We start from the raw sequence: 24,590 nt of genomic DNA on the forward strand, positions 1-24,590 counted from the left end.
GATGGAAATGCAACCGATCATAAACCAACCGGTGATAGAAACCGCGCGTTTTGATCTGCGCCCCTTGCGCCCGTCGGATCAAGGGTTGGTCGAGATGTACGCAGGCGATCCGCGGGTCGCCAGGAACACATCCTCCATTCCCCATCCCTTGCCCCCCGGCACGATAGAGGCGTTCATCAGCCGCGCCATGGCCGAACCGCGTGAAGAAGATGTTTGGGTCATGGACGGCCTGAAAAGCGGCGGCGCCGAAGTGATGGGTGTGATTTCCCTGACCCGGCTGGATCGGAACCAATCCGAAGTGGGCTATTGGGTGGCACCGGCTTTCTGGAACACCCATCTGGCCTCCGAGGCCGTGCAAGCGCTGGTCGAAGCAAATCCGTTGCGAAATGACGCGATGTTTGCGTCTGTGTACCATGACAACCCGGCATCGGCGCGGGTCTTGACCAATGCCGGATTTATCTATCTTGGAGATGCGGAAACCTATTGTCTGGCACGGGGCAGCACCGTACCAACCTGGACCTACACCCGGCACCTGACGGCCTGAGAAAGCAGCAGCGATGAAATTCCTCGACCTTGCAAAAGTCCATATCCGCTCCGGCGCGGGCGGGGGCGGTTGCGTGTCTTTCCGTCGGGAGAAATACATCGAATACGGCGGGCCGGATGGCGGCGATGGCGGCACGGGCGGTTCGGTCTGGGCCGAAGCCGTGGACGGGCTGAATACGCTGATCGATTTCCGCTATCAGCAGCATTTCTTTGCCAAGAACGGCCAACCCGGTATGGGCAAGCAGCGCACCGGCAAGGATGGTGAGGATATTGTGTTGCGGGTGCCGGTCGGGACGGAAATCCTTGATGAGGATCAGGAAACCGTCATTGCTGACATCACCGAAGTGGGCCAGCGGGTTGAATTGGCGCGTGGTGGCAATGGCGGCTGGGGCAACCTGCATTTCAAATCCGCCACCAATCAGGCGCCGCGTCGGTCAAACCCTGGTCAGGACGGGGTGGAACGGACGCTGTGGTTGCGCCTGAAGCTGATCGCGGACGTCGGTCTGCTGGGTTTGCCCAACGCAGGCAAATCGACGTTTCTGGCAGCCACGTCCAACGCGCGGCCCAAGATTGCGGATTACCCTTTCACGACGCTTCACCCGAACCTCGGCGTGGTCGGCGTTAATAACACTGAATTTGTCGTCGCCGATATTCCGGGCCTGATCGAGGGCGCCCATGAAGGGCGCGGTATCGGGGATCGGTTTCTGGGCCACGTCGAACGCTGCGCGGTCTTGCTTCATCTGGTCGATGGCACATCAGAGGACGTGGCGACCGATTACCGGACCATCATTACCGAACTCGAAGCCTACGGCGGGGAATTGGCGGAAAAACCGCGCATCACGGTGCTCAACAAGGTCGATGCACTGGATGAGGAAGAGCGCGCAAGTGCCCGGGAAATATTGGAAAAGGAAAGCGGCGGCGCTGTCATGTTGATGTCTGGGGTTGCAGGTGAAGGGGTGACCGAGGTGCTGCGCGCCCTGCGCGGCGAGATCGATGAAGACCGCCTGCGCCACCGCCCGCAGGACGAGGCGACGCCGTGGCATCCGTAGCGGCGGCCCGGCGCATCGTCATCAAGATCGGCTCCGCGCTGTTGGTGGACCGGGTCAGCGGCGCATTGCGCGCCGACTGGCTGCAAGCCCTTGCCGAAGATATCAAGTGGCTCAAGGGGTTAGGGGCCGACGTTGTTCTGGTGTCGTCAGGGTCGATTGCCTTGGGGCGCGGGGTACTGGGGCTGCCTGCAAGCACTCTGGCGCTTGAGCAATCGCAGGCGGCCGCCGCCGTTGGCCAGATCCGCCTTGCGCGCGCCTACGAAGAAGCATTGGCCCCCCACGACATCAAGACCGCACAGGTTCTGGTCACGCTGGAGGACAGCGCGGATCGCCGCCGCTATCTCAATAGCCGCGCGACCCTGTCACAGCTTCTGTCGCTGGGCGTGGTGCCGATCGTGAATGAAAACGATACCGTCGCGACGGATGAGATCCGCTTTGGCGACAATGACCGGCTGGCCGCCCAGATTGCCGTGACAGTGGGGGCGGATCAATTGATCCTGTTGTCTGACGTCGACGGGTTCTATGCCGCGAACCCGACCGAAGATCCAACCGCGCAGCGCTTTGACGTGATTGACCGCATCACCCCTGAGATTGAACAGATGGCAGGGGACGCCGGGTCCGGTCTCAGCAAGGGCGGGATGAAGACAAAGCTGATGGCCGCGCGCACGGCAACGGCGGCGGGCTGTGCGATGGCAATCACGGAAGGGTCGGTACTGCGCCCGCTGAAGGCATTGCATGACGGGGCCGCTGCCACGTGGTTCACGGCCCAGTCGGACCCGCAAGCCGCCCGCAAACGCTGGATTGCCGCGATGAAACCGCGCGGATCGGTGGCGCTAGATGCAGGCGCGGTGGATGCGCTGCGCCGGGGTAAGTCCCTGCTGCCTGCGGGGGTCACCGGTGTGACAGGGCCGTTTGAGCGGGGCGACAGCATCGCGATCACCGACGCGCAGGGACACCGCATCGGCACCGGGCTGTGCCGGTATACGGCGGATGAAACAGACCGGATCAAGGGCCATCAAAGTGCCGAGATCGAGGCGATCCTGGGCTATCCCGGACGCGCTGCTTTGATTCATCGTGACGATATGGCACTCTGACCGGGCCAGTAATTGAAAAGCATTAGAAATCGGGCGCAAGATTATGAAAGACATGGATAATATTGCTGAACTGATGGCTGACATCGGCGCCCGTGCCAAAGCGGCCTCCGCGCAGTTGGCCTGCGCCAGCGCCGAACGCAAGCATGCCGCCCTGATTGGCGCCGCCGAACACCTTTGGTCGGCGCGTGACGAAATTCTGAAGGCCAACGCCAAGGATCTCGAATATGGCCGCAACAAAGGCCTTTCGGACGCGATGATGGACCGGCTGATGCTGGATGAGGATCGCATTCGCGCCATGGTCGACGGGTTGCGCAGTGTGGCCGAACAACCCGATCCTGTGGGCGAGGTGCTGGCGGAATGGGACCGGCCGACCGGTTTGCACATCAAGCGGGTGTGCACGCCGCTCGGTGTGATCGGCGTGATTTACGAAAGCCGCCCCAATGTCACGGCGGATGCCGGTGCCCTGTGCCTGAAGGCCGGGAACGCGGTCATCCTGCGCGGGGGATCGGAAAGCTTTCATTCCTCCTCCGCCATCCATGCCAGCCTTCAACAGGGGCTGCGGGACGCCAATCTGCCGCAAGACGCGGTGCAGCTGGTGCCCACGCGTGACCGGGCCGCCGTATCGGAAATGCTGCGGATGACCGACACGATCGACGTCATCGTGCCCCGCGGTGGCAAAGGTCTGGTAGGGCTGGTGCAGCGCGAAGCGCGCGTGCCGGTCTTTGCGCATCTGGAGGGGATCGTGCACATCTTCATCGACGCGTCCGTCGACCCTGAAAAGGCGCTTGGCGTGGTACTGAACGCCAAGACCCGCCGCACGGGGATCTGCGGAGCGGCGGAGTGCCTGCTGATCCACGAGGATATTGCGGATACCATCGGTCAAGGCGTGATCAAGGCGCTGCTGGATGCCGGCGTTGAGGTGCGCGGGGACGCCCGGCTGGCGCGGATTGATGGCGTGACTGCGGCAACAGAAGAAGACTGGGGGCGCGAATTCCTTGACATGATCATCGCGGCGCGGGTGGTCACCGGGGTCGATGAGGCAATCGACCACATCCGCACCCATGGTTCCAACCACACCGATTGCATCCTCGCGGAGGATGCAGAAACCGTTCAGACCTTCATGAACAGGCTCGATTCCGCCATCCTGATGCACAATGCCTCCACCCAGTTTGCCGATGGCGGCGAATTCGGCATGGGGGCGGAGATCGGGATTGCGACGGGCAAGATGCACGCGCGCGGCCCCGTCGGTGCGGCCCAGTTGACCAGTTTCAAATACCTCGTCACCGGCGACGGCACGGTACGCGGCTAGGCGACGTCAAAAGCCAAGAGAAATCTGGGTCGTTTCGATGTGGGTAATGATCTTGCGACCGTCCTGCGCTGCGATCATCGGCAGCAGTGCAAATTGAACGTGCGAAGGCTGAAGCGACGCCTGCGCGCCACCGCCTTCCAGCACGTCCCATATGCTGTCATCGATGTTCAACCGGTCCGCGACACCGTTCAGGGACCAATCGGCCCCCGTACATGAAATCGACAGGCGCCCGCCGAAAGGCATCGCATTTTCAAGACAGAGAATACCCAGAAAGGCCAGCCGGACCGCCGCGCGGGGTTTCGGCTCCGCCGGGGTCCAATCCACTTCCAACCGGCTGCCCGCATAAAGATCACGCAGGATCGATGATACCTCAGCCGCGCCAACCATCTGATCCCCGGCCGCCCCGAAGGCGATACGGAAAAAGCGGATACGCGCGCTGGCGTTGCCCACGCTCTGGCCGATCAGGGTCATTTCCGGGCTGCCCGCCTCGCCGGACATTTCCAAAAGCTCAAGCCCATTTGTGATTGCGCCGATGGGCGATATAAGGTCGTGGCAGATGCGGCTGCCGATCAGGCCCGCGATTGTGATATCTTCGTTACTCATACTATGACCTGCCTGTGAAAGATGAAGCCTTATGGACGACCTGAATGCGATCCTGACCCCGGGAATGCTGGTTCAGCACCCCAACCGCCCCGAGTGGGGCACCGGTCAGGTGCAAAGCAACATTGGCGGAAAGGTGACGGTGAATTTTCGGGATGAGGGCAAGGTTGTCATCGACAGCTTTCATATCGGACTGGTGCCCGTCTTTGATGATGGGTCTTCCTTCTCAAAACCTTAATGTGGTGCACCCTATTATACTTCTACCATCGCGCGATAGTGTGTATTTTCCTTCATCTCAGGCAGGTATTGCCCTTTTTCGCGCATCTTCCTATGTCACAGCCAGAAGCGGGGAGAAGGGTGTGGCATGCAGATGTCGCTGACAGCCACAACCGGACTTGACGTGCGTATTGCACGTGACGCCGCTGATATTCACGCGGCACAGCAATTGCGCTACGCTGTTTTCATCAAGGAACTTGGGGGCGATGGTCCGCTGGTGGACCATGAAGCCCAGGTTGAGCGGGACCGCTTCGACCCATTCGTCGATCACCTTGTTGTTTTTGACGGAGCGCGTGCCGTCGGGGTCTACAGGGTGATGCGGGCGGATCAGGCGGCGGCCGCAGGGGGTTTCTATTCCGCCAACGAATACGACCTGACCCCGTTGCTGACGTCTGGACGGCGGGTGCTGGAGTTGGGGCGGTCGTGCCTGCACCCCGATTACCGTGGCGGGATGGCCATGCACCTGCTGTGGGGGGCGCTTGCCCGCTATATTGCCGATCACGGGATCGCGGTGCTGTTTGGCGTGGCCAGCTTTCACGGTACTGATGTCGAAGCGCTGAAACAGCCACTGTCGCTGCTGCACCACCGGCATCTGGCACCGCCGGAATTGCGGGTACGGGCATTGGAAATATCTTATCAGGACATGAACCTGATCGCGGAAACGCAAATCGACCGCAAAAGGGCCACCCGCGCCATTCCCAGCCTGATCAAGGCTTATCTGCGGCTTGGTGGCATGGTCGGAGAGGGCGCCTTTGTCGATCGGCAGTTTAATACTGTCGACGTTTGCCTGATCCTTGACACCACGCGCATGAATGCGCGGCAGATGCGACTTTACGGCGGCACGGGATGAGCGCGCCCTGGTGGACGTCAGACGCGCCGCTGCCGCTGGTCCGGATCAGCCTGCTGGGATGGGGGCTTGTAATCTTGCGCGCCGCCAGCCTGATTGTGCTGGTCTTCGGATCGCTTGCGCTGCTCATCCTGCTGCGCATGGTGGAGCGGCCAATCTACGGGATGCAGCGGCCTTTTACGCCCTATCTGACCGTCGCGGTCTGTTGGCTGTCGATGCGGATCATCGGTTTGAAGCACGTGGTACACGGCGCGCCGATGCAGGGGGCAGGGGCCATCGTGGCCAATCATGCAAGCTGGCTGGACGTCTTTGTTCTGAACGCGACGAAACGGATCTATTTCGTCGCCAAATCCGAAGTGGCGCGGTGGCCCGGGATCGGCTGGCTGGCACGCGCCACGGGAACCGTCTTTGTCGAACGCAACCGGGCGCGGGCACGGGCGCAGACGGAGCTTTTTCAGGCGCGGCTGGCGGCAGGTCACAAGCTGTTGTTCTTTCCCGAAGGCACCAGCACCGATGGGCAACAGGTCCTGCCGTTCAAATCCACGCTTTTTCAGGCGTTCTTTGCCCCCGAATTGCGCGATGGGTTGCAGATCCAGCCCGTCACGATCAGCTATGTCGCGCCCGAAGGCGCGGACGCGCGATACTATGGCTGGTGGGGGGACATGACATTTGGCGGCTCCCTGCCGGTGCTGCTGTCACCGATACGCCATGGCCGGGTCGAGGTCACCTATCATCCGCCCTTGCGGGTCAGCGACTACGACAGCCGCAAAGCCTTGGCCGCAGATGCGGAGCAGGCCGTGCGCGCCGCGCATCTCACCTCCCGTTCTACTGGGTGAAGGCAAATGCCTCATCTGGGACCGGGCCCATCTCTCCGCCGACGTTCCAATCCATCAACAGACAGGCCGTGCCCTTGCGCTGAAAGTATGTCGCTTCCAGCGCGTACCATCCTGCCTGCGGGACCTCCACTTCCTGAACACCGGCGGATTCGCAGGCGTGGACCTCATCATAAAGGGCGACCTGCTGGCCGCCGATGCGCATCACGATGCCATCGTTGCTCCAGACATCCAGCGCATAAGTGCCGGGGGCTTCAAAGCGGATGTAGCCGGTAATCGCCGCGGCCACCTTGTTCTGGGAGGTGGACGTCATGGTCAGTTCGCCTTCCTCCGTATCCAGATAGGACAGCCCGGGCAGGGCCGGGCCTGCTTTCGCGTCTTCAAGCGCTGCGGCCGCATCCGCGAGGGTGCGTATCTTGCCGGGATAGGCATAGCTGACCGCCAGTCCGCTGGTCAGGCTGCCGGCGTCCGGTTGCGGGTCGGCGGGCGCAAGGGTGAGCACATCGGCAAGGGCAGGGGATGCGAATGTCAGCAGCAGGGCTGCAAAAGAAAGGGTCTTCATGGTCAAACTCCCAGTTTTTTCCACAAAGATCACTCTATCTCGCGCCAAATGTCTACCAAGACCTGCGATAGCGGGGGGCGCGGGGGGTATCGCGATAATTCCTCCTTGCGCGGCAGCCAGCACTCGGTTAAGGCAGCCCCACTTAATCCCGCAGTCGGGGTTGGGCGTGTGGGGGAGACATCCCCGGACGTCCGCCGGTTGGCAGCAGATGCTGTCATACCCCCGACGAGGCTAAACCGGAAAGGTAAACGCACATGGCTCTTCCAGAGTTCTCCATGCGCCAGCTGCTTGAAGCAGGCGTACACTTCGGCCACCAGACGCAGCGCTGGAACCCCCGCATGGGTCCCTACATCTACGGCGCGCGCAACGGCATTCACATCATGGACCTGACACAGACTGTTCCGATGCTGGATCAGGCGCTGACCGTCATTCGTGACACCGTCGCCAAGGGCGGCAGCATTCTTTTCGTCGGCACCAAGCGTCAGGCAGCACAGCCCATCGCCGAAGCCGCAGAAAAATGCGCACAATATTACATGAACCACCGCTGGTTGGGCGGCACGCTGACCAACTGGCAGACCGTGTCGAAGTCCATCAACCGTCTCAAGCACATTGATGAGCAGTCCGAGCAGGGCTTCGAAGGCCTCACCAAGAAAGAGCGTCTGGGCATGGAACGCGATCAGGGCAAGCTTCAGGCGTCCTTGGGTGGCATCCGCGAAATGGGTGGCCGTCCCGACCTGATCTTCGTCATCGACGTCAAGAAAGAAGCGCTGGCCGTGGCCGAAGCCAACAAGCTGGGCATCCCGGTTGTGGCAGTCGTGGACACCAACTGCCCGCCTGATGGGATCGATTATATCATCCCGGGCAACGATGACGCGGCACGCGCCATCGGTCTTTACTGTGATCTGGCCTCCCGTGCGGCGCTGGACGGCATGTCCGCACAACTCGGCGCGGCCGGTGTCGATCTGGGCGAGATGGAAGAAGCCCCCGCAGAGGAGGCCCTGGCCGAGGAAAGCACCGGCGTCGAAGTCGGCAACGCTTCGACCGAAACAGTGTCCGACGATGTGATGAGCAAGGACGCACCGCTGGATATCGAATCCAAGGCGGAAACGGTTGAAAAGGCCGAAGGCTGATCACCGTCACAGGATTGTAACAGGGGCGGGCCCGTGCTGCCCCTGTTGATCTGACCGAAGGGCAGGGCGCCCTTACCAATTCAAAAGGAGCACGTGAGATGGCTATTACAGCATCCATGGTAAAGGAACTGCGCGACAGCACCGGCGCAGGCATGATGGACGCCAAGAAGGCGCTGACCGAAAACGACGGCGACATGGAAGCCGCAGTTGACTGGCTGCGCACCAAGGGTCTGGCGAAAGCAGCGAAGAAATCCGGCCGCACGGCAGCGGAAGGGCTTGTGGCGGTCAAGGTCGATGGCGGCCGCGGTGTTGCTGTTGAAGTGAACGCCGAGACCGATTTTGTTGCCAAGAACGCTGATTTCCAGAAGATGGTTGCGGGCATTGCCGACGCGGCTGTTGGTGCGTCCGACGTGGACGCGCTGAAAGCGGCTGACATGGGCGGCAAAACCGTGGAGCAGACCGTGACAGACGCGGTTGCCGTGATCGGTGAGAACATGTCGGTGCGTCGCATGTCCGCGATTGAGGGCGACACGGTTGTGTCTTACGTCCACAACGCAGCCGCACCCGGCATGGGCAAGATCGGTGTGCTAGTGGCGATGACTGGTGGGGATGAAGGTTTGGGCAAGCAGATCGCAATGCACATCGCCGCGGTCAATCCTGCCTCCCTGTCCGAAGACGACCTCGACCCAGCTGTGGTCGAGAAGGAAAAGCAGGTCCAGATGGACATCGCGCGCGAATCCGGCAAGCCCGAAGCGGTGATCGAAAAGATGATCGTGGGTCGCATGAAAAAGTACATGTCCGAAGTGACGTTGCTGAACCAGTCCTTCGTGGTGAACCCCGATGTGACCGTGGGTGATGCCGCGAAAGAGGCGGGTGCCACCATCACCGGTTTTGTCCGCCTTGAAGTGGGTGAAGGCATCGAAGTGATCAAGGAAGACTTTGCCGCCGAGGTGGCGAAGGCCGCGCAGGGCTGACCCGCCCACACGCATATCAGAACGAAAACGAAGAACGGGGCGCCTCAAAGCGCCCCGTTTTCGTTTCCGCGACATGCGGCCAACTCACTACAAGTAGGCCGGACGGATCAGAGCCCCGGTTGATCCGTCCAGACGCCCCGTCTTACGGGATGCTCACACATCGGAGCAGGGCGTTAGAACGCTCCGGCCGACTATGCGGAAGAATACGCAAGCCGGGTCCGGGACCAACAAAGAGCCTTGCTATTCCAAGGGTTTGCTGGCCTTTGTCCCTCCGGTCAAACCGTATCTTAGGAACACCCTAACCTTGCGTCATCCGTCCCCCGCCAGCTAGTCAGGGATTCCTTACCTTTGGAATATTTCAAGGGGAGTTTCAGGTTTATTGCATCAGATGTGACGCAATCAGGCGTCCAGAACAAACATTTGATTGGCAAAAGCCGCCTTCAGCACCGCCTGTGCCGTCGTATCAACACTCAGTGCTTCGCGCGCCAGCCTCAGATGCTTCTCCACCGTGGCGGATGTCAGCCCCATCAGCAGCGCAATGTCCTGCATGGTCTTGCCATCGCCAACCCATTCCAGCGCTTCACGCTGTCGCTTGGTCAGCGCCCGATTGGGCGCGCTGTAGGGCAGGGTGAGGATTTTCAGATGGGCAATCTCGTTCATCAACTGGATGTCAGACCCGTGTTCCGCCCAGATCGCGTCTACATCTTCCTGGCTCATCCCCTCCCGGGCGGTCAGGGCAATGGCCCCCTTGGACCGGGCGGAGATGGATTTGAAGCTGACAGTATAACCTGCCGTCACGTTCATGCGCCGGTTGAAGTCCAGCACGCGCGCCTCTGCCGGGGTCATCGCATGCTCACGCGCCATGTCGTGCAAGACGGTCCAACTGCACGCGCCGTCGTGTTCCAGGGCCCATTTCACCATGGGAGCATGGTAATAAAGACCGCCCGTTACAAATTCATCCGTATAGGCACGGCTGTGATTGGTCAGAATGACGAAATCTTCGGGATCGCCAAGGGAGGATCCCGACCGGTAGCGTGTGAAGCCATAGATCAGCCGGTCAAACCCAAAGCTTTCCATCATCTCAAGATGGTTGTCCCATAGCTCCTCAAGGGTAGGGCAGCGGGCAATTCTTTGGAGATAGTTGCGCAAAGTCATGGCGTTACCAGCCGTTCTGCAAGTGCGTCCAGCGCCATCAGATATCCCTTGGGACCGAACCCGCAAATCTGTCCAATGGCCACCCGCGCGATGTGGGAGGTATGCCGAAAACCCTCCCGCGCGTGGATGTTGCTCAGATGAACCTCGACCATGGGCAGATCAACGCTTGTCACGGCGTCCATCAAGGCGATGGACGTATGGGTATATGCACCTGCGTTCAGGATGATTGCATCATGGGTGCCCTTGGCCGCGTGAATGTGATCGACCAGCACACCTTCATGGTTCGATTGCGCGAATGCGACGCTTAACCCAAGCCGCTGCGCCGCGTCAGTGCACAGGGCTTCGATGTCCGCCAGCGTGGTCGCACCATAGACTTCCGGCTGCCGCGTGCCGAGCAGGTTGAGGTTGGGTCCGTTAAGAATCAGAACAGAAGGCATAATTTCCACCTGGCTAGGTTGTGCCTAGATACGTGAGCAAAGTGGTTAGTGTCCAGTAATTTGGGGCTGATGGGGGACGACAGCGTCCCGGTTCGTGGTTTACAGGTTGTTGCAATCAAGTAGAAATGTCACCGGGTTTGCAAAGCAGAAGTGTCACCAATAGCGCCGATGATAGCAAAGCCTGACAGGGCGGAGACCTCACATATCGTAGCCCTGGCTGGATTTGCGGTGGGTATATTCACATTGAATTTTGGGTGCTGAGTGCATGAGTTGTAGCGCCTATCTATTTGAACTATTCCTGACGATAGACGGCGTAGCGCATGGCGATCAGGATCAGCGTCATGGTGGTAATTGTCCAGAATACTGTCCTGACAAGTGCAAACTGGGAGCTTTGGAGGGTTCGAAACCCTCTACGCCGTCGCCAATATCAACCTGCGCCAACACTCCGATACGGTTCAAATCCCGCTCGCTCATCATCACACATCCCATGCCCGATCTCCCTCGCAATCTTTTGCGGGCAGTGTGACAATTCCTGAATTGCTCATGGGTGACATTTTGGCTTGCGGCTACATATCTATAACATATAATCAGTATTATGTAAAAAATGTAGATTGTATGGCCCTGGATAAAACCGACATTCGGCTATCTATCCAACCACACCGCTCAAAACCTTGTTTCCGCATCCTCCCTAACCCAAGGCGTAACCGGCACCCCGGATGGTCCGGATCGGGTCGCTGCCGCCATGTTTGGTCAGCGCCTTGCGCAGCCGCGCGATGTGGACATCGACCGTGCGTGTATCGACATAGATGTTGCGCCCCCAGACATGGTCCAGAAGCTGATCCCGGCTCAACACCCGGCCCGGCTTTTCAAGCAGCGTGACCAGCAATCGATATTCAGTCGGCCCCAGCTTCACTTCCTGTTCTGCGCGGCTGACGCGATGCCGCTCAGGATCAAGCGTGATGTCCTCATAGGTCAGCGCCCGTCCCGACGCCGCAGGTCGTGTGCGGCGCAGTTGCGTCCGCACGCGCGCCATGAGTTCCCGCATGGAGTATGGTTTGACAATGTAGTCATCCGCGCCGGTCTCAAGCCCGCGCACCGTGTCGACCTCTTCGGAGCGCGCAGACAGCATGATGATCGGGATGTGCCGGGTATCCTCGCGCGTCTTGAGTTGTCGGCAGACTTCGATGCCGCTCATCAAGGGCATCATCCAGTCAAGAATGACCAGATCCGGCGTATTCTCAGCAACGAGAAGCAGCGCTTCCTCGCCGTTTTCGGCGCGCTGAACGGCCATGCCTTCCGCTTCGAGGTTGTAGGCCAGAACCTCGCGCTGTGCGGGCTCATCCTCGACCAGCAAAACCTGTGGCTGTGTGACCGACATTGCTCATCAAGCCTCTGATACATATGATGTTTTGTCGGCCTTCGGGCGGGCTTCTTCCGGGTGTTGTCCGGTGACCAGATACACCACCTGTTCGGCAACGGATGTCACCAGATCCCCCATGCGTTCGGTGTTCTTGGCAATGAAATGCAGGTGCATGCAGGCGGTGATGTTGCGCGGATCTTCCAGCATGAAGGTCAGGAATTCGCGAAACAGCGCGTTGTACATCTGATCGACATCCTCGTCCCGGGCGATGACGTCCATCGCCAGTTCAGCATCGCGCTGGATGTACGCATCAAGCGCGTCCTTCAACATCCCTTCGACGGTCCGCGCCATCCGCCGGATGGATCCTGCGCTGTCGCTCACGGGTTGCATCTGGGACAGAACTCCGGTGCGCTTGGCCATGTTTTTCGCATAGTCTCCAATACGTTCCAGGCTGGCGCTGATCTTGATCACGCTCAGGATCAGCCGCAGATCGATGGCAGTCGGTGCGCGCAACGCGATGATCCGTGCGGCACTTTCGTTGATCTGGATTTCCAGCTCATCAATGGCCTTGTCCCCCGCCCGGACCTTTTCGGCCAGTTCCTCATCCCGGTTTTCAAGCGATTCAGCCGCCATCCGGATGGCATCCTCAATCATGCCGCCCATCTTCATGATCTGCGCCTGAACGCCTTCCAGGTCCCGGTCGAAAGCGGATGCAATGTGTTGGTCGTGCATGATTTATCCAATCCGTCCAGTGATATAGCTTTCAGTGCGTGGATCTTCTGGTGTGGTGAAGATCTGATCGGTGTCGCCGAACTCCACGAGATGTCCAAGGTGGAAAAACGCAGTGCGCTGGCTGACCCGCGCGGCCTGCTGCATGGAGTGGGTGACAATCACGACCGAATAGTTCTGGCGCAACTCATCGATCAATTCCTCGACCTGCGCGGTGGCAATGGGATCAAGTGCTGAACATGGCTCATCCATCAGCAGCACCTCAGGCTCCGTCGCAACGGCGCGGGCAATGCAAAGGCGCTGCTGCTGGCCGCCGGACAGGCCCGTCCCCGGTGCCTGAAGCCGGTCTTTCACCTCATCCCAGATCGCGCCGCGTTTCAGGGCGCGTTCCACGATATCGTCCAGATCGGCCTTGTTGCGTGCCAGACCATGGATGCGCGGCCCGTATGCCACGTTGTCATAGATCGATTTGGGAAATGGATTGGGCTTTTGAAACACCATCCCGACCTTGGCACGCAACTGCACCGGATCGACCTGACGGTCATAGATGTCTTCGCCGTCAATACGTATGTCGCCCTGCACGCGACAGACATCAATTGTGTCGTTCATCCTGTTGATACAACGCAGGAAAGTTGATTTCCCACAGCCCGACGGGCCAATGAACGCCGTCACGGTCTTGTCTTCGATATCAACGTTCACGTCCTTGATGGCATGGTTATCGCCATAGTGGACCTGCACATCCCGTGCCGAGATTTTTGCGGTGTTCGTCGTCACGTCGTTCTCCAAGCTCACAGCATCTTTCATTGTCTCTCTCCTACCAGCGACGCTCAAAACGACGCCGGAGCATGACAGCGATGGCGTTCATGGTGATCAGGAAAACCAGCAGGATAATAATACCACCCCAGGCACGTTCGTAAAACGCAGGGTCCGCGCGCTTGGCCCATTCGTAGATTTGTGCCGGCATGGCGGAGTTGGGCGACATAAGCCCCTCCCCGATCGTCTCCGGTGCGTTCGAGGCGATGAAACCGACCATACCAATCAGCAACAGCGGTGCGGTTTCACCCAAGGCTTGCGCCAGACCAATGATCGTGCCCGTCAGGATGCCGGGTGCCGCCAGGGGGAGCACGTGGTGGAACACCGATTGCATCTTCGAGGCCCCGACCCCCAGTGCCGCGTCACGGATCGACGGTGGCACCGCCTTCAGCGACGCACGGGTGGAGATGATGATCGTCGGCAAAGTCATCAGCGTCAGCACCAGACCGCCCACCAGCGGGGCGGAATTGGGCAGGTGCATGTAGTTGATGAAAACCGCAAGCCCCAGGATGCCGAACACGATGGATGGCACTGCGGCAAGGTTTGATATGTTCACCTCGATGATGTCGGTGATCCAGTTTCGTGGTGCAAATTCCTCAAGATAGATGGAGGCGGCCACGCCGATGGGCAAGGCCAGCGCCAGAACCACCAACATCATGAACAGCGATCCCAGCATCGACACACCCATCCCGGCCGCTTCGGGCCGCTGGTCGGAGGCATCCGCACCGGTGATGAAATCAAAGTTGAACCTTTTGACAAGGCTGCCATCGGCCACCAGCGCATCGACCAGATCAAGCTGTGCTGCATTGATGTTCTTGTCATTCACGATGGAGGCGCGGGTGACCCGGTCCTTCAGATACCCATCCACGCGGCTTTGCACGAGGAACTCAAACTCAACCGTTTTCCCAATCATTTCAGGGTTTTCCAGAACGAAGTTGCGCAAGGTGGCCGCGGCGTCCTTGGACAGGAGCGCGGCCATCGCCTTGGGCTTGAGATCGGTTTCAAATCCGATTTCAGCGACCTTTTTCTCAATGGCGTTCTTCATGAGCGGCGCATAGCCAAAGGTCGACACCTTCTTGATGTCCGCCAGATCCCGGTTGCCCTTCTTGTCCAGCTTGTCTTCCAGAAGTTCGACTTCCAACGTCAGAAAGCTTTGCTGGAACGCACCCGTCCCGCGCGAAATGATCGTGGTCAGCAGGATCACCAGCATCAGAAGGCCCAGGCCGATGGCGATGATGCCATAGGCCTTGAAACGTGCTTCGGCACGGTTGCGTTTGCGGGTGCGTGCGTCCTGTTCAAGCAGCGATCCCTTGCGCGGGGCCGAAGCGGGTGCGGCACCGCTGATCGGCATGTCGGTCATTCGTACTGCTCCCGGTATTTGCGCACGATATAAAGCGCCAGCACATTCAGCCCCAGCGTCAGGACAAACAGCGTCAGCCCCAGCGCGAAAGCGACAAGCGTTTCGGGGCTGGCGAAATCGGTGTCCCCGGTCAACTGGCTGACAATACGGGTGGTGATCGTGGTCATGGCTTCCAGCGGATTGGGGGATATGCGGGCAATGGCCCCTGCCCCCAGCACCACGATCATCGTCTCGCCAATGGCGCGGGACGCGGCCAGCAGGATGGCACCCACGATACCGGGCAGCGCTGCGGGCAGCACCACCTGCCGCACGGTCTCCGAATGGGTGGCCCCCAGCCCGAAAGACCCGTCCCTGAGCGACTGCGGCACGGCGTTGATGATGTCATCTGAAAGCGATGACACGAATGGGATCAGCATGATCCCCATCACCAGCCCGGCAGTCAGCACGGCGGTGGCCCCGCTCATCCAGTCGACGCCCAGAAGGCCCGCGTCGCCCCGACCGAAGATATTGACCAGAAACGGCCCCACCGTCAGCAGCGCGAATAGGCCGTAGACGATTGTGGGGATCCCGGCAAGGATCTCCAGCAGCGGTTTGGCAAGGGCGCGCACGCCTGCGCTGGCATATTCGCTAAGGTAGATTGCTGCAAAAAGGCCAATCGGCACCGCCACCAGCAGCGCGATGAGCGAGATATACAGCGTCCCCCACAGCAGCGGCAGGATCGAAAGGTCACTGTCGCCCCGAAAATTCGGGGCCCAGGAACTGCCAAAAAAGAAATCCGTCCAGGGATGCATCCGGAAGAAGTTCATCGATTCAAACAACATCGACAGGACAATGCCTACCGTCGTCAGAATGGCGAGCGATGCGGCAATCATCAAAAGCGCCAGTACACCCCGTTCCACCATGTTTCGCGCGCGAAAACGGCCATGGGCCATCCGTACCGCCACCAGCATCCCCGCCAGCGCCAGTGCAAGCACCACAATCGCCATCCAGTCGCTGCCTTGCGCGGACATTGCGCGGTATTCCTGTGCGGCATCCAGAACCGGCGGCGCCACCTCCGATCCAAGCGCCACACCGACATCGGCAAGTGTTGCACGCACATCGGTTTGCGTGGCGTCAAGTGTGGCGGCCTCCTCCGTGGTCAGCGCACCTTGGGCAATCGCGGCATCAAGCCCGTCGGCCACGCGGCGCACATCGCTCATCACCAGGTTGACCGACGATCCTTCGGAAACCATCCCGGCTGGAATCAGGTCGATAACCGCGTTCTGGATCAGCATCGGTTGCACCAGCAGCCAAAGCGCCGTCAGCAACAAGGCAGGCACGGCCACCAGCATGGCGGCGAAAAATCCGTAATAGTTGGGAAGCGAATGCAGCCGCCGCGCGTCGCCCGAAACCGTTGCCAGCGCCTTTCCACGGGAAAGGAAGAAACCGACCGCCGTCATAACAAGGATCGCGGCAACGACAAAGCCCGTCGACCCGGTGTCAAATAAACTGCCCACGTTTCCCCCGATCTGATTGCGCCGCGCGCAGATCACGCCGTCTTTTCAGCTGCCTCTAGTCAGGCAAACAGGGCCGCCTTAGCGCCCCTGTCCGTATTCCTTGCAGATGGCGCAGGTTCAGGACCCGCCGCCCATCACCGCTTCGTCTGCAACAACGGCCTGCGTATCGGCAAGTTCCGGGTCAGAGACAAGACCGTATTCCGCCAGTGGGCCATCGGGGCCCGCGATCTCATCCGCGACGAAGAATTCCGCGTATTCCTTCAAGCCGGGGATCACGCCGATGTGCGCCTTTTTGACATAGAAATAAAGCGGACGGGACACAGGGTATTCCCCGGTCGCGATGCTTTCGGTGGACGGCACGACACCGGACATGGTCGCAACCTGCAGCTTGTCGGTATTGTTCTCATAAAACGCCAGACCAAAGACGCCGATGCCGTCCTTGTTGCTGTCGATACGTGCCAGCGTTTCGGTGTAGTCCCCGTCAATGTCAACGGACTTGCCGTCGGTACGCAGCGCGATGCAGGCTTTCTCGGCGGCTTTCTTGTCGTCGCCGTTGGCTGCCATGAAGGCTTCGAAGTCGCCGGTCTCTTCGCACCCGGCAAGGATCACCTGGTCTTCGAAAACCTCACGTGTGCCGTGCTTGGTGCCGGGCACAAAGGCCTGAATGGGCTGCGCGGGGAAGTCGGGGTTGACCTGATCCCATGTGATATATGGGTTGTCGACGATTTCGCCATCTACAACCACCTTGTCGGAAATGGCCTTGTACCAGTCCACGGGCGTGAATTCGAACGCATTGCCGTTGATGTCGGAGGCGAAGACGATCCCGTCATACCCGATGCGGACTTCGATGATGTCGGTCACGCCGTTCTCGGAACAAACGGCAATTTCACTTTCCTTGATCTTGCGAGAGGAGTTGGCAACGTCGATTGTGTTCTCGCCCACGCCTTCACAAAACCGCTTCAGCCCTGCGGAGGATCCGCCGGATTCGACAACCGGTGTTGGGAAATCGAAATTCTCGCCAAAGGCTTCGGCCACGATGGACGCGTAAGGCAGTACGGTTGAGGAACCCGCGACTTGCACCTGATCCCGCGCGGCAGCGGTGGTGGCGGAAAGGGCAGCGATGGCCAGCACGGATGTGGTCAATTTTGTCAGTGACATGATGTCTCCTGTCAGAATGGTCATTGATCACCCCCATGGTGATCCTGCCGTCCGTTTAGGCGGCGCGTGCTGAGCTTTTGTGACAGTTGCGTTACAGTTTTATGACAGCGTGGATTTGGCGCTGTTTTCAGGGGGCAAGGCGATGTGTCGGCCCCTCGGGCGCGTCCTGATCGAGCGGCAGAATCACCGTGAAGGCAGCGCCCTGCCCCGGTTGCGACGTCACTTTCATTCGCCCGCGATGCCGGTTCAGGATGTGTTTCACAATCGCAAGGCCAAGGCCCGTGCCGCCCAACGCGCGGCTGCGGTGGCTGTCGGCGCGGTAGAAGCGTTCGGTCAGGCGTGGCAGGTGAATGGGGTCAATGCCAACCCCATGATCTCGCACCGTGATGCGCACAGCCCGGCCGCGCAGGGCCGGATCGCGCGGATTGACCGCGCTGGTGATGTCAACCGATCCGCCCGTTCCGCCATATTTGATGGCGTTTTCAACAAGGTTGGTGAAGACCTGCAGCAACTGGTCCGCGTCCCCCAGCAGCATCAGCGGCGCATCGCCAAATCCGGGTTTCAAGGTCACGTCGTTTTCCACCGCAAGCGGATTGAGGTTGCGCAATGTGCGCTGCAAAACGTCCGTCAGATTGACCCTGTCGGTAGGGCGCACTCGTTCTTCCGCCTCTACCCGGCTCAGCGACAGAAGATCACCGACAAGGCGGTTCATGCGCCCGGCCTCTCCGGCCATGATGCCCAGAAATCGGTCGCGTGCGGCAGCATCGTCGCGCGCAGGTCCCCCCAGCGTTTCAATGAACCCCATCAGTGACGTCAGTGGCGTGCGCAATTCATGGCTGACATTGGCAACGAAATCGCGCCGCATCTGGCCCGCCTGCGCCATCTGCGTGATGTCCTGAAAGCTGAGCAGCAGCACGTCGGTGCCGTCAATCTTGCGCAGGCTGACGTCATACGTGGTTTCGGTATCGACCTCCCCAGCCACGAAACGGGCATGGCGTGGGGTTTGATCGGCCAGGCAAAGCTCCACCGCTTCGACAAGCGCAGGCTGGCGCAGAACGGTGATGAAGTGACGCCCCATCGCCCCATCGCCCAGCAGGTCCGCCGCGGCATCATTCAGGGCGACGATCCGCTCCGCCATGTCGATGCCAACCGTGGGCAACGGCAAGGCCGCCAGCACCTCCGACAGGATCGGGATGGCTGCCATCGTGTCAAAGCGCCTTGAGATCACGCGCAAAGCGGGCCGCATTTTCAGAGTAATGCAGCGCGCTTGCCGTCAGACCCGCAAAAGCCTTTTCATCCAGGGTCCGTACCACTTTGCCTGGTGCGCCCATCACGAGCGACCTATCGGGGATCACCTTGTTTTCAGTGATCAAGGCGCCTGCCCCAATCAGGCAATTCCGCCCAATCTTCGCCCCGTTCAGTACCGTGGCCCCCATGCCGATCAGCGTGTTGTCGGCAATCGTGCAGCCGTGCAGCATGACCTTGTGACCAATCGTGCAATTCACACCCACGCTGAGCGGGAAGCCCGGATCGGTATGAAATACGCAGTTTTCCTGCACATTGCTGCCTGCGCCCACGTCGATCAGCTCATTATCGCCGCGCAACGTGCACCCGAACCAAACCGATGCGCCCTTGCCCAGCCGCACGTTGCCGATCACGTTGGCGTCCGGTGCGACCCATGCGGCCGGATCAATCTCAGGGCGTATGTCGCCAAGGGCATAAAGTGTCATGGCAGATCCTCGAATTCTGATTGCAGCTTGCGCACATGATCGTTCAGGCCCGGCTGCTGGCTGCGCCTGAGCCGCGTTGCCGTGATGATGGAACGCAGCTGTTCTTCGGTCTGGTCCAGATCGTCGTTGATCAGTACGAAATCATACCCGTCCCAATGACTGATCTCATCCCAGCTTTTCTGCATCCTGCGGGTGATCGTTTCGGCGTCATCCTTGCCCCGGCTTACCAGACGGCGGTGCAGTTCCGAGATCGAGGGCGGCAACAGGAAAATCGACAGCGTATGCTGACCCAGTGCGGAATTGCGAATCTGCTGGGCGCCCTGCCAGTCAATGTCGAACAGCACATCGTTGCCGGTCTCTATCGCTTCCTGCACAGGTGAACGGGGGGAGCCGTAGAAATTGCCGAACACATGCGCATGTTCCAGCATATCGCCGTCCGTGACCATCGCCTTGAAGGCGCTTTCGTCCAGAAAGTGGTAATCGGCACCATCCACCTCGCCCGTGCGCGGTGCGCGGGTGGTGGCAGAGACGGAAAACCGCAAGCCTGCGTCCCAATCCCGCAGGCGGCGCGCCAAAGTTGATTTGCCCGCACCGGAAGGGGAACTGAGGATGATCAGTAGGCCCCGGCGGTCACGCTGATCCCGGATCGTCTTGGCGCTCATGGGTTACTCCACATTCTGAACCTGTTCGCGCATCTGATCGATCACGGCTTTCAGGGCAAGTCCAACGGCGGTCAGCGCGCTGTTTTGGGCCTTTGAACACAGAGTGTTCGCTTCGCGGTTGAATTCCTGCATGAGGAAATCGAACTTGCGGCCGATCGGTCCGCCTTGCGCCATCAGGTCGCGCGCGGCGGCAACATGGGCGCCAAGCCGGTCAATTTCTTCGGTCACGTCCGCCTTTACGGCCAACAGGGCCAATTCCTGCGCCAGCCGACTTTCGTCGACGCCATCAGCGTTCTCCAGCACCCGCGCGATGTTGGCCCGCAACGTCGCCGCCATTTCATCCTTGCGCGCGGCGGCCAGTGTCGCGGCCTGCGCGGTCAGGTTCTCCACCTCGGTCAACTGGCTGGCCAGCACCTCGGTCAGTGCAGCGCCCTCGCCCGTCCGCATGGCGTTGAAGTCGTTCAGCACCGCGTCGAAATCGGTCAGCAGCGTTTTGCACAAGGCGGCGCCGTCATCCTGCGTCACGCTCTGTTCTAGCACACCGCGCAGGGCAACGATGTCGGAGGCCTTTGACGGTGCCAGCGAAACGCCCGCATTCATCGCTTCCGCCTCGATCTGGCTGATCGCATCGAGCACGCTTTGCAACTGCCCCGCATTCACCGCCATCGCCGCGCCGCTTTCCTCGCGGGTCAGGCGCAGGTTGCAGGTGATGTTCCCACGGGCTGCAGCAGCGCTGATGCGCTTGCGCAAACCCGCTTCCAGCCCTTCGATCCAGTCCGGTGCGCGCACCCGCACGTCCAACCCCTTGCCATTGACGCTGCGGACTTCCCAACTCCAGCTATGGGGCGGGCTGCTGCCGGTGGCCGAGGCGAAACCGGTCATGGATCTGATCATATCTGGCTCCCTTGTCCCGACCACTCTGGCATAGGACCAAGCCCGCATCGGGGCAACCCCGCAGCCAACCTGCACATTAACCAGAAGGTCAGAAACCACCCCGCGGATCCCGCCGGTTGCGTATTAATGTTTTGGTAATGGTAACAGCGTGTGTGCGCGGGCCTTGAGATCCTTTGAGGCCCTGACAGGTCGAAAGGAGCATGGCCAGGGAAGGAGAGGTATGTGAATGGACAATCCCGGGGAAAAGGCGCAGAATGTCGTTTCAATGACCCAATACAAACCAGAACCGGGCTACGCAGTGATTTCCCAGGTTGAGGCCTATTGGGAAGCTTTGCGCGGATCGCGGTTGATGCCCAAGCGGTCGGAGATTGACCCGCGTGGGATTGAAACCGCGCTTGAGCATGCCTTCATTCTGGAACGGATCGCCCCGGGCATCGCCCGCGTCCGGGTGGCGGGCAGCCATCTGACCGAATTGATGGGCATGGAAGTCCGCGGCATGCCGTTGACCACCTTCTTCCTGCCGGACGAACGGCGGACCGTTTCAAACCTTCTGGAGGACGTGTTTCAGGGCCCCGGAACGGCGACGCTGATGCTCGAAGCGGGCGGATCCGCGGCACGTCCCCCCCTTGAAGGGCGGATGCTGCTGATGCCGCTGAAAAGCGATCTGGGCGACGTGAGCCGCGCACTTGGCTGCCTTGTCAGCAAGGGAGACATCGGCGAGGCACCGCGCCGTTTCACGTGCCGGTCTCACCACTTGCGGAGCCTGTCACCGACCGAAGCCTGCCTGCCTGTCGATGATCCCACCTTGCGACCGCCGCTGCCGCCCCGCGCGGTTGAGGCTGAAAATACCGGGTTTGCAGCACCTGGAACCCCGTTCCAAGCCAAGCCATCCAAACCACGCCCCCCCTATCTTCGGCTGGTCAAGTCCGACAAGGTTTAGGAAAAGAAAAGCCTGCCAAAACAAAATTCTGGCAGGCCTTTCTAATGTCTTGTCACGCGTCAGCCAGCCGCCTTTTCCGCGACCGTGTTGCGCCGGTTCGACAGCTCCTCCGCGACAAGGAACGCCAGTTCAAGCGATTGGCTTGCATTCAGGCGCGGGTCGCAGGCCGTGTGATACCGGTCGCTGAGGGACTCATCGGACACATCGCGTAGACCGCCGGTGCATTCAGTGACGTCCTGACCGGTCATCTCGAAATGCACCCCACCCGGTACCGTGCCTTCGGCGGAATGTACGCCGAAGAATTCGCGCACTTCCCGCAGGACGGAATCGAAAGGCCGGGTCTTGTAACCGGTTGAAGACTTGATGGTATTGCCGTGCATTGCATCACAGGTCCACAGGACGTTCGCGCCCTCCTCTTTCACCGCCTTGATCAGGCGGGGCAGATGTTCGCCCACGGAACCGGCACCGAAACGCGCAATCAGGGTCAGACGCCCGGCTTCGTTCTCCGGGTTGAGGGTGGCCATCAGTTTCTTGAGGTCATCCGTTGTCATGCTGGGCCCGCATTTCAGACCAATCGGGTTCATCACGCCGCGGGCGAATTCCACATGCGCGCCATCGGGCTGGCGGGTCCTGTCGCCGATCCAGATCATGTGACCGGAGCCTGCAAGCCACTGCTGGGAAAGCGAATCCTTTCTGCACAAGGCTTCTTCATATTCCAGCAGCAATGATTCGTGGCTGGTGTAGAATTCCACCGACTGCAATGTATGCGCCGTATCGGACGTCACTCCTGCGGCTGCCATGAAATCCAGCGTGTCGGAAATCCGATTGGCAATCTCGCGATATTTCTCGGCCTTTTCGTTGTCGGTAAATCCCAGGGTCCAGCCATGGACCTGATGCACATCGGCGTAACCGCCCGTGGAAAACGCGCGGATCAGGTTCAGCGTCGCTGCCGCCTGCGTATAGGCGCGCAGCATCTTTTCGGGATCAGGGATGCGTGCGGCTGGCGTGAAATCCAGTTCATTGATGATGTCACCGCGATAGCTGGGTAGTTCCACACCATCGATCACTTCCGTGGGCGCTGAACGTGGCTTGGCAAACTGGCCCGCCATGCGCCCCAGCTTGATCACCGGCACCTTCGCGCCGTGCGTCAGCACGATGGCCATCTGCAACATCACCTTGAAGGTGTCGCGGATCATGTCAGAGCTGAACTGCTCAAAGCTTTCCGCGCAATCCCCGCCCTGCAGCAGAAACGCCTCTCCCCGTGCGGCGGCACCAAGGTGGTTTTTCAGGCGCTGCGTCTCTCCGGCAAAGACAAGAACCGGGAAGCGCGCAAGCTGTGCCTCGACCGCATTCAGGGCGGCCATGTCAGGATAATCAGGCATCTGGATCCGCGGCTTTTCGCGCCAGCTTGATTTCGTCCAATCGCTCATCTTCGGTGTCTCCGGTCCCACGGGCTGTATGTCAGCGCTATCAAAGGTCTTTTCTATACAAAAGCAATGCCCGGTTTGCCAGAGATGATTGACAAGCTATTGACCTTGCCCGATGTGGCTTGCAGTGTTTCGCGAAAGGGCCGTATGCCACGGGTGATCGCGGTCCAAAAACGAAAATATCCCGAAGGACCATGCAATGTCCGACTTGCGCTCCGCCACACGCATCCAGCCGGACACAGACAAACCACAGCGTTTTGTGTTCGTGCTCCTGGATCAGTTCAGCCTGCTGTGCTTTGCAACGGCCATCGAAGCCCTGCGCATCGCAAACCGCATGGGCGGGCGCACGCTGTATGAATGGAGCGTGATCGGCGAAGGCGGCGAACAGGCTGTTTGTTCGGCGGGGGCGGTGTTCCAGCTTGATGGCGATCTGGGCGAATTGGCCCGTGACGACAAGATGCTGGTGTGCAGCGGCATGGACGTGCAATCGGCGACCACGAAGAAGGTGTTGGGCTGGCTACGCCGCGAGGCCCGCAAGGGCATCGTCGTGGGGGGATTGTGCACCGCGGCCTATACGCTGGCGCGCGCAGGCCTGCTGGACGGCAAGAAGGCGACGATCCACTGGGAAAACCAGGACAGTTTTGCCGAGGAGTTCGAGGACGTCGAACTGACGAAGTCGGTGTTCGTTGTCGATGGCAACCGCATGACGACAGCGGGCGGCACCTCCTCCATCGACCTGATGCTCAAACTGATTGCGGAGGATCATGGCGAAGAGCTGGCCAATGCGGTGGCCGATCAGCTGATCTATTCCTCCATCCGCACCGATCAGGATACGCAGCGGTTATCGGTGCCGACCCGCATCGGCGTGCGGCACCCGAAGTTGAGCCTTGTGATCCAGATGATGGAAAACAACATCGAAGAACCGATCAGCCCATCGGTTCTGGCACAGGATGTGGGCATGTCCACACGCCAGCTGGAGCGGCTTTTCAGGCGATACCTCAGCCGTTCGCCCAAGCGATATTACATGGAACTGCGCCTGCAAAAGGCGCGTAATCTGCTGATGCAGACCGATATGAGCGTGATAAACGTGGCCCTTGCCTGCGGCTTTGCCTCACCATCGCATTTCTCCAAATGCTACCGCGCGCATTATGACACCACGCCTTACCGCGAACGCGGCAGCCACGCGACGCGGCTGTCGATCTGAGGTCCGCG

The 24,590-nt window shown here is 60.1% G+C and carries 26 protein-coding genes; 11 read left to right on the forward strand and 15 right to left on the reverse strand.

Features of this window, described 5'->3' with window-relative positions; translation table 11 throughout:
* The first annotated feature begins 1 nt into the window (after position 1).
* From AB4X18_RS18015 to AB4X18_RS18030, 4 genes are read left to right on the forward strand one after another with little or no spacing between them, the layout of a single operon-like run.
* Positions 2–544: a GNAT family N-acetyltransferase gene (locus AB4X18_RS18015; RefSeq protein ID WP_370401387.1), complete on the forward strand. Its 543-nt coding sequence runs from the start codon at positions 2–4 to the stop codon at positions 542–544.
* 13 nt (positions 545–557) lie between these two features.
* The gene (gene obgE / locus AB4X18_RS18020; RefSeq protein WP_370401388.1) at positions 558–1,592 is read left to right on the forward strand and encodes a GTPase ObgE; all 1,035 of its coding nucleotides are present in this window, start codon (positions 558–560) and stop codon (positions 1,590–1,592) included.
* A complete protein-coding gene (gene proB, locus AB4X18_RS18025; RefSeq protein WP_370401389.1) occupies positions 1,580–2,686 on the forward strand; it encodes a glutamate 5-kinase in 1,107 nt (368 codons plus the stop codon). The genes obgE and proB overlap by 13 nt, the downstream gene beginning before the upstream one ends.
* Before the next feature lie 43 nt (positions 2,687–2,729).
* Positions 2,730–3,995, forward strand: a complete 1,266-nt coding sequence (locus tag AB4X18_RS18030; protein WP_370401390.1) for a glutamate-5-semialdehyde dehydrogenase — start codon at positions 2,730–2,732, stop codon at positions 3,993–3,995.
* 6 nt (positions 3,996–4,001) lie between these two features.
* On the opposite strand, the gene AB4X18_RS18035 is transcribed toward AB4X18_RS18030, so the two are convergent.
* Positions 4,002–4,598, reverse strand: a complete 597-nt coding sequence (locus tag AB4X18_RS18035) for a histidine phosphotransferase family protein (protein WP_370401391.1) — start codon at positions 4,596–4,598, stop codon at positions 4,002–4,004.
* 31 nt (positions 4,599–4,629) lie between these two features.
* Here AB4X18_RS18035 and AB4X18_RS18040 point away from each other — a divergent pair, with 31 nt between their 5' ends.
* From AB4X18_RS18040 to AB4X18_RS18050, 3 genes are all read left to right on the forward strand, one after another.
* Positions 4,630–4,833, forward strand: coding sequence for a DUF3553 domain-containing protein (locus AB4X18_RS18040; protein WP_370401392.1), 204 nt, complete (start codon positions 4,630–4,632; stop codon positions 4,831–4,833).
* A 132-nt stretch (positions 4,834–4,965) separates the two neighbouring features.
* Positions 4,966–5,721, forward strand: a complete 756-nt coding sequence (locus AB4X18_RS18045; RefSeq protein ID WP_370402660.1) for a GNAT family N-acetyltransferase — start codon at positions 4,966–4,968, stop codon at positions 5,719–5,721.
* Entirely contained in the window at positions 5,718–6,554 is an 837-nt protein-coding gene (locus AB4X18_RS18050) for a lysophospholipid acyltransferase family protein (RefSeq protein WP_370401393.1), read from the forward strand. Before AB4X18_RS18045 ends, AB4X18_RS18050 begins: the two co-directional genes overlap by 4 nt.
* Here the strand turns inward: AB4X18_RS18050 and AB4X18_RS18055 are convergent.
* Entirely contained in the window at positions 6,544–7,113 is a 570-nt protein-coding gene (locus tag AB4X18_RS18055) for a PA14 domain-containing protein (protein ID WP_370401394.1), read from the reverse strand. The genes AB4X18_RS18050 and AB4X18_RS18055 overlap by 11 nt on opposite strands.
* A 254-nt stretch (positions 7,114–7,367) precedes the next feature.
* On the opposite strand from AB4X18_RS18055, the gene rpsB reads away from it, so the two are divergent.
* The gene (gene rpsB / locus AB4X18_RS18060) at positions 7,368–8,243 is read left to right on the forward strand and encodes a 30S ribosomal protein S2 (protein WP_370401395.1); all 876 of its coding nucleotides are present in this window, start codon (positions 7,368–7,370) and stop codon (positions 8,241–8,243) included.
* A gap of 98 nt (positions 8,244–8,341) precedes the next feature.
* Positions 8,342–9,217 (forward strand): translation elongation factor Ts, encoded by an 876-nt coding sequence (tsf, locus tag AB4X18_RS18065; RefSeq protein ID WP_370401396.1) that lies wholly within the window; start codon positions 8,342–8,344, stop codon positions 9,215–9,217.
* Positions 9,218–9,616: 399 nt separating this feature from the next.
* On the opposite strand, the gene AB4X18_RS18070 is transcribed toward tsf, so the two are convergent.
* The 12 genes from AB4X18_RS18070 to AB4X18_RS18125 form a co-directional block, all read right to left on the reverse strand.
* Positions 9,617–10,372, reverse strand: a complete 756-nt coding sequence (locus tag AB4X18_RS18070) for a helix-turn-helix transcriptional regulator (RefSeq protein WP_370401397.1) — start codon at positions 10,370–10,372, stop codon at positions 9,617–9,619.
* Entirely contained in the window at positions 10,369–10,809 is a 441-nt protein-coding gene (gene aroQ, locus AB4X18_RS18075; protein WP_370401398.1) for a type II 3-dehydroquinate dehydratase, read from the reverse strand. Before aroQ ends, AB4X18_RS18070 begins: the two co-directional genes overlap by 4 nt.
* A 688-nt stretch (positions 10,810–11,497) precedes the next feature.
* Positions 11,498–12,187: a phosphate regulon transcriptional regulator PhoB gene (gene phoB / locus AB4X18_RS18080; RefSeq protein ID WP_370401399.1), complete on the reverse strand. Its 690-nt coding sequence runs from the start codon at positions 12,185–12,187 to the stop codon at positions 11,498–11,500.
* A gap of 6 nt (positions 12,188–12,193) precedes the next feature.
* Positions 12,194–12,901: a phosphate signaling complex protein PhoU gene (gene phoU / locus AB4X18_RS18085; RefSeq protein WP_370401400.1), complete on the reverse strand. Its 708-nt coding sequence runs from the start codon at positions 12,899–12,901 to the stop codon at positions 12,194–12,196.
* A gap of 3 nt (positions 12,902–12,904) precedes the next feature.
* Entirely contained in the window at positions 12,905–13,702 is a 798-nt protein-coding gene (gene pstB / locus AB4X18_RS18090) for a phosphate ABC transporter ATP-binding protein PstB (RefSeq protein WP_370401401.1), read from the reverse strand.
* A 10-nt stretch (positions 13,703–13,712) separates the two neighbouring features.
* Positions 13,713–15,071 (reverse strand): phosphate ABC transporter permease PstA, encoded by a 1,359-nt coding sequence (pstA, locus tag AB4X18_RS18095; protein WP_432816872.1) that lies wholly within the window; start codon positions 15,069–15,071, stop codon positions 13,713–13,715.
* Complete coding sequence (pstC, locus tag AB4X18_RS18100) at positions 15,068–16,519, reverse strand: phosphate ABC transporter permease subunit PstC (protein WP_432817434.1); 1,452 nt, start codon at positions 16,517–16,519, stop codon at positions 15,068–15,070. The genes pstA and pstC overlap by 4 nt, the downstream gene beginning before the upstream one ends.
* A 165-nt stretch (positions 16,520–16,684) precedes the next feature.
* The gene (locus AB4X18_RS18105) at positions 16,685–17,725 is read right to left on the reverse strand and encodes a substrate-binding domain-containing protein (RefSeq protein WP_370401402.1); all 1,041 of its coding nucleotides are present in this window, start codon (positions 17,723–17,725) and stop codon (positions 16,685–16,687) included.
* A gap of 127 nt (positions 17,726–17,852) precedes the next feature.
* Positions 17,853–18,929 carry a sensor histidine kinase gene (locus AB4X18_RS18110; protein ID WP_432816873.1) on the reverse strand — a complete coding sequence of 359 codons (1,077 nt, stop codon included), beginning with the start codon at positions 18,927–18,929 and terminating at the stop codon, positions 17,853–17,855.
* A 4-nt stretch (positions 18,930–18,933) separates the two neighbouring features.
* Positions 18,934–19,455 carry a gamma carbonic anhydrase family protein gene (locus tag AB4X18_RS18115; protein ID WP_370401403.1) on the reverse strand — a complete coding sequence of 174 codons (522 nt, stop codon included), beginning with the start codon at positions 19,453–19,455 and terminating at the stop codon, positions 18,934–18,936.
* Positions 19,452–20,117: a guanylate kinase gene (gene gmk / locus AB4X18_RS18120; protein ID WP_370401404.1), complete on the reverse strand. Its 666-nt coding sequence runs from the start codon at positions 20,115–20,117 to the stop codon at positions 19,452–19,454. Before gmk ends, AB4X18_RS18115 begins: the two co-directional genes overlap by 4 nt.
* A gap of 3 nt (positions 20,118–20,120) precedes the next feature.
* Positions 20,121–21,011 carry a YicC/YloC family endoribonuclease gene (locus tag AB4X18_RS18125; RefSeq protein WP_370401405.1) on the reverse strand — a complete coding sequence of 297 codons (891 nt, stop codon included), beginning with the start codon at positions 21,009–21,011 and terminating at the stop codon, positions 20,121–20,123.
* Between the two features lie 226 nt (positions 21,012–21,237).
* Between AB4X18_RS18125 and AB4X18_RS18130 the strand changes: the two genes are divergently transcribed.
* On the forward strand, positions 21,238–21,951 hold the full coding sequence (locus AB4X18_RS18130) for a PAS domain-containing protein (protein ID WP_432816874.1): 714 nt from the start codon (positions 21,238–21,240) through the stop codon (positions 21,949–21,951).
* 59 nt (positions 21,952–22,010) lie between these two features.
* On the opposite strand, the gene AB4X18_RS18135 is transcribed toward AB4X18_RS18130, so the two are convergent.
* Positions 22,011–23,381 carry a class II 3-deoxy-7-phosphoheptulonate synthase gene (locus AB4X18_RS18135; protein WP_370401407.1) on the reverse strand — a complete coding sequence of 457 codons (1,371 nt, stop codon included), beginning with the start codon at positions 23,379–23,381 and terminating at the stop codon, positions 22,011–22,013.
* A gap of 196 nt (positions 23,382–23,577) precedes the next feature.
* Between AB4X18_RS18135 and AB4X18_RS18140 the strand changes: the two genes are divergently transcribed.
* Positions 23,578–24,582: a GlxA family transcriptional regulator gene (locus AB4X18_RS18140; RefSeq protein ID WP_370401408.1), complete on the forward strand. Its 1,005-nt coding sequence runs from the start codon at positions 23,578–23,580 to the stop codon at positions 24,580–24,582.
* The last annotated feature ends 8 nt before the right edge of the window (positions 24,583–24,590 follow it).

Origin of the sequence: Sulfitobacter rhodophyticola (assembly GCF_041281685.2) — a bacterium.
Lineage (GTDB): Bacteria > Pseudomonadota > Alphaproteobacteria > Rhodobacterales > Rhodobacteraceae > Sulfitobacter.

What these genes read in the sequence shown, in the direction of transcription:
- AB4X18_RS18140 (WP_370401408.1), top strand. Translation starts at nt 23,578, where the DNA reads ATGTCCGACTTGCGCTCCGCCACACGCATCCAGCCGGACACAGACAAA.
- AB4X18_RS18135 (WP_370401407.1), bottom strand. Translation starts at nt 23,381, where the DNA reads ATGAGCGATTGGACGAAATCAAGCTGGCGCGAAAAGCCGCGGATCCAG.
- pstB (WP_370401401.1), bottom strand. Translation starts at nt 13,702, where the DNA reads ATGAAAGATGCTGTGAGCTTGGAGAACGACGTGACGACGAACACCGCA.
- aroQ (WP_370401398.1), bottom strand. Translation starts at nt 10,809, where the DNA reads ATGCCTTCTGTTCTGATTCTTAACGGACCCAACCTCAACCTGCTCGGC.
- AB4X18_RS18030 (WP_370401390.1), top strand. Translation starts at nt 2,730, where the DNA reads ATGAAAGACATGGATAATATTGCTGAACTGATGGCTGACATCGGCGCC.
- phoB (WP_370401399.1), bottom strand. Translation starts at nt 12,187, where the DNA reads ATGTCGGTCACACAGCCACAGGTTTTGCTGGTCGAGGATGAGCCCGCA.
- obgE (WP_370401388.1), top strand. Translation starts at nt 558, where the DNA reads ATGAAATTCCTCGACCTTGCAAAAGTCCATATCCGCTCCGGCGCGGGC.
- AB4X18_RS18045 (WP_370402660.1), top strand. Translation starts at nt 4,966, where the DNA reads ATGTCGCTGACAGCCACAACCGGACTTGACGTGCGTATTGCACGTGAC.
- AB4X18_RS18040 (WP_370401392.1), top strand. Translation starts at nt 4,630, where the DNA reads ATGGACGACCTGAATGCGATCCTGACCCCGGGAATGCTGGTTCAGCAC.
- AB4X18_RS18130 (WP_432816874.1), top strand. Translation starts at nt 21,238, where the DNA reads ATGGACAATCCCGGGGAAAAGGCGCAGAATGTCGTTTCAATGACCCAA.
- AB4X18_RS18035 (WP_370401391.1), bottom strand. Translation starts at nt 4,598, where the DNA reads ATGAGTAACGAAGATATCACAATCGCGGGCCTGATCGGCAGCCGCATC.
- gmk (WP_370401404.1), bottom strand. Translation starts at nt 20,117, where the DNA reads ATGAGCGCCAAGACGATCCGGGATCAGCGTGACCGCCGGGGCCTACTG.
- AB4X18_RS18115 (WP_370401403.1), bottom strand. Translation starts at nt 19,455, where the DNA reads ATGACACTTTATGCCCTTGGCGACATACGCCCTGAGATTGATCCGGCC.
- AB4X18_RS18015 (WP_370401387.1), top strand. Translation starts at nt 2, where the DNA reads ATGGAAATGCAACCGATCATAAACCAACCGGTGATAGAAACCGCGCGT.
- rpsB (WP_370401395.1), top strand. Translation starts at nt 7,368, where the DNA reads ATGGCTCTTCCAGAGTTCTCCATGCGCCAGCTGCTTGAAGCAGGCGTA.
- pstA (WP_432816872.1), bottom strand. Translation starts at nt 15,071, where the DNA reads ATGACCGACATGCCGATCAGCGGTGCCGCACCCGCTTCGGCCCCGCGC.
- AB4X18_RS18050 (WP_370401393.1), top strand. Translation starts at nt 5,718, where the DNA reads ATGAGCGCGCCCTGGTGGACGTCAGACGCGCCGCTGCCGCTGGTCCGG.
- phoU (WP_370401400.1), bottom strand. Translation starts at nt 12,901, where the DNA reads ATGCACGACCAACACATTGCATCCGCTTTCGACCGGGACCTGGAAGGC.
- AB4X18_RS18105 (WP_370401402.1), bottom strand. Translation starts at nt 17,725, where the DNA reads ATGTCACTGACAAAATTGACCACATCCGTGCTGGCCATCGCTGCCCTT.
- AB4X18_RS18070 (WP_370401397.1), bottom strand. Translation starts at nt 10,372, where the DNA reads ATGACTTTGCGCAACTATCTCCAAAGAATTGCCCGCTGCCCTACCCTT.
- AB4X18_RS18055 (WP_370401394.1), bottom strand. Translation starts at nt 7,113, where the DNA reads ATGAAGACCCTTTCTTTTGCAGCCCTGCTGCTGACATTCGCATCCCCT.
- AB4X18_RS18110 (WP_432816873.1), bottom strand. Translation starts at nt 18,929, where the DNA reads ATGGCAGCCATCCCGATCCTGTCGGAGGTGCTGGCGGCCTTGCCGTTG.
- AB4X18_RS18125 (WP_370401405.1), bottom strand. Translation starts at nt 21,011, where the DNA reads ATGATCAGATCCATGACCGGTTTCGCCTCGGCCACCGGCAGCAGCCCG.
- tsf (WP_370401396.1), top strand. Translation starts at nt 8,342, where the DNA reads ATGGCTATTACAGCATCCATGGTAAAGGAACTGCGCGACAGCACCGGC.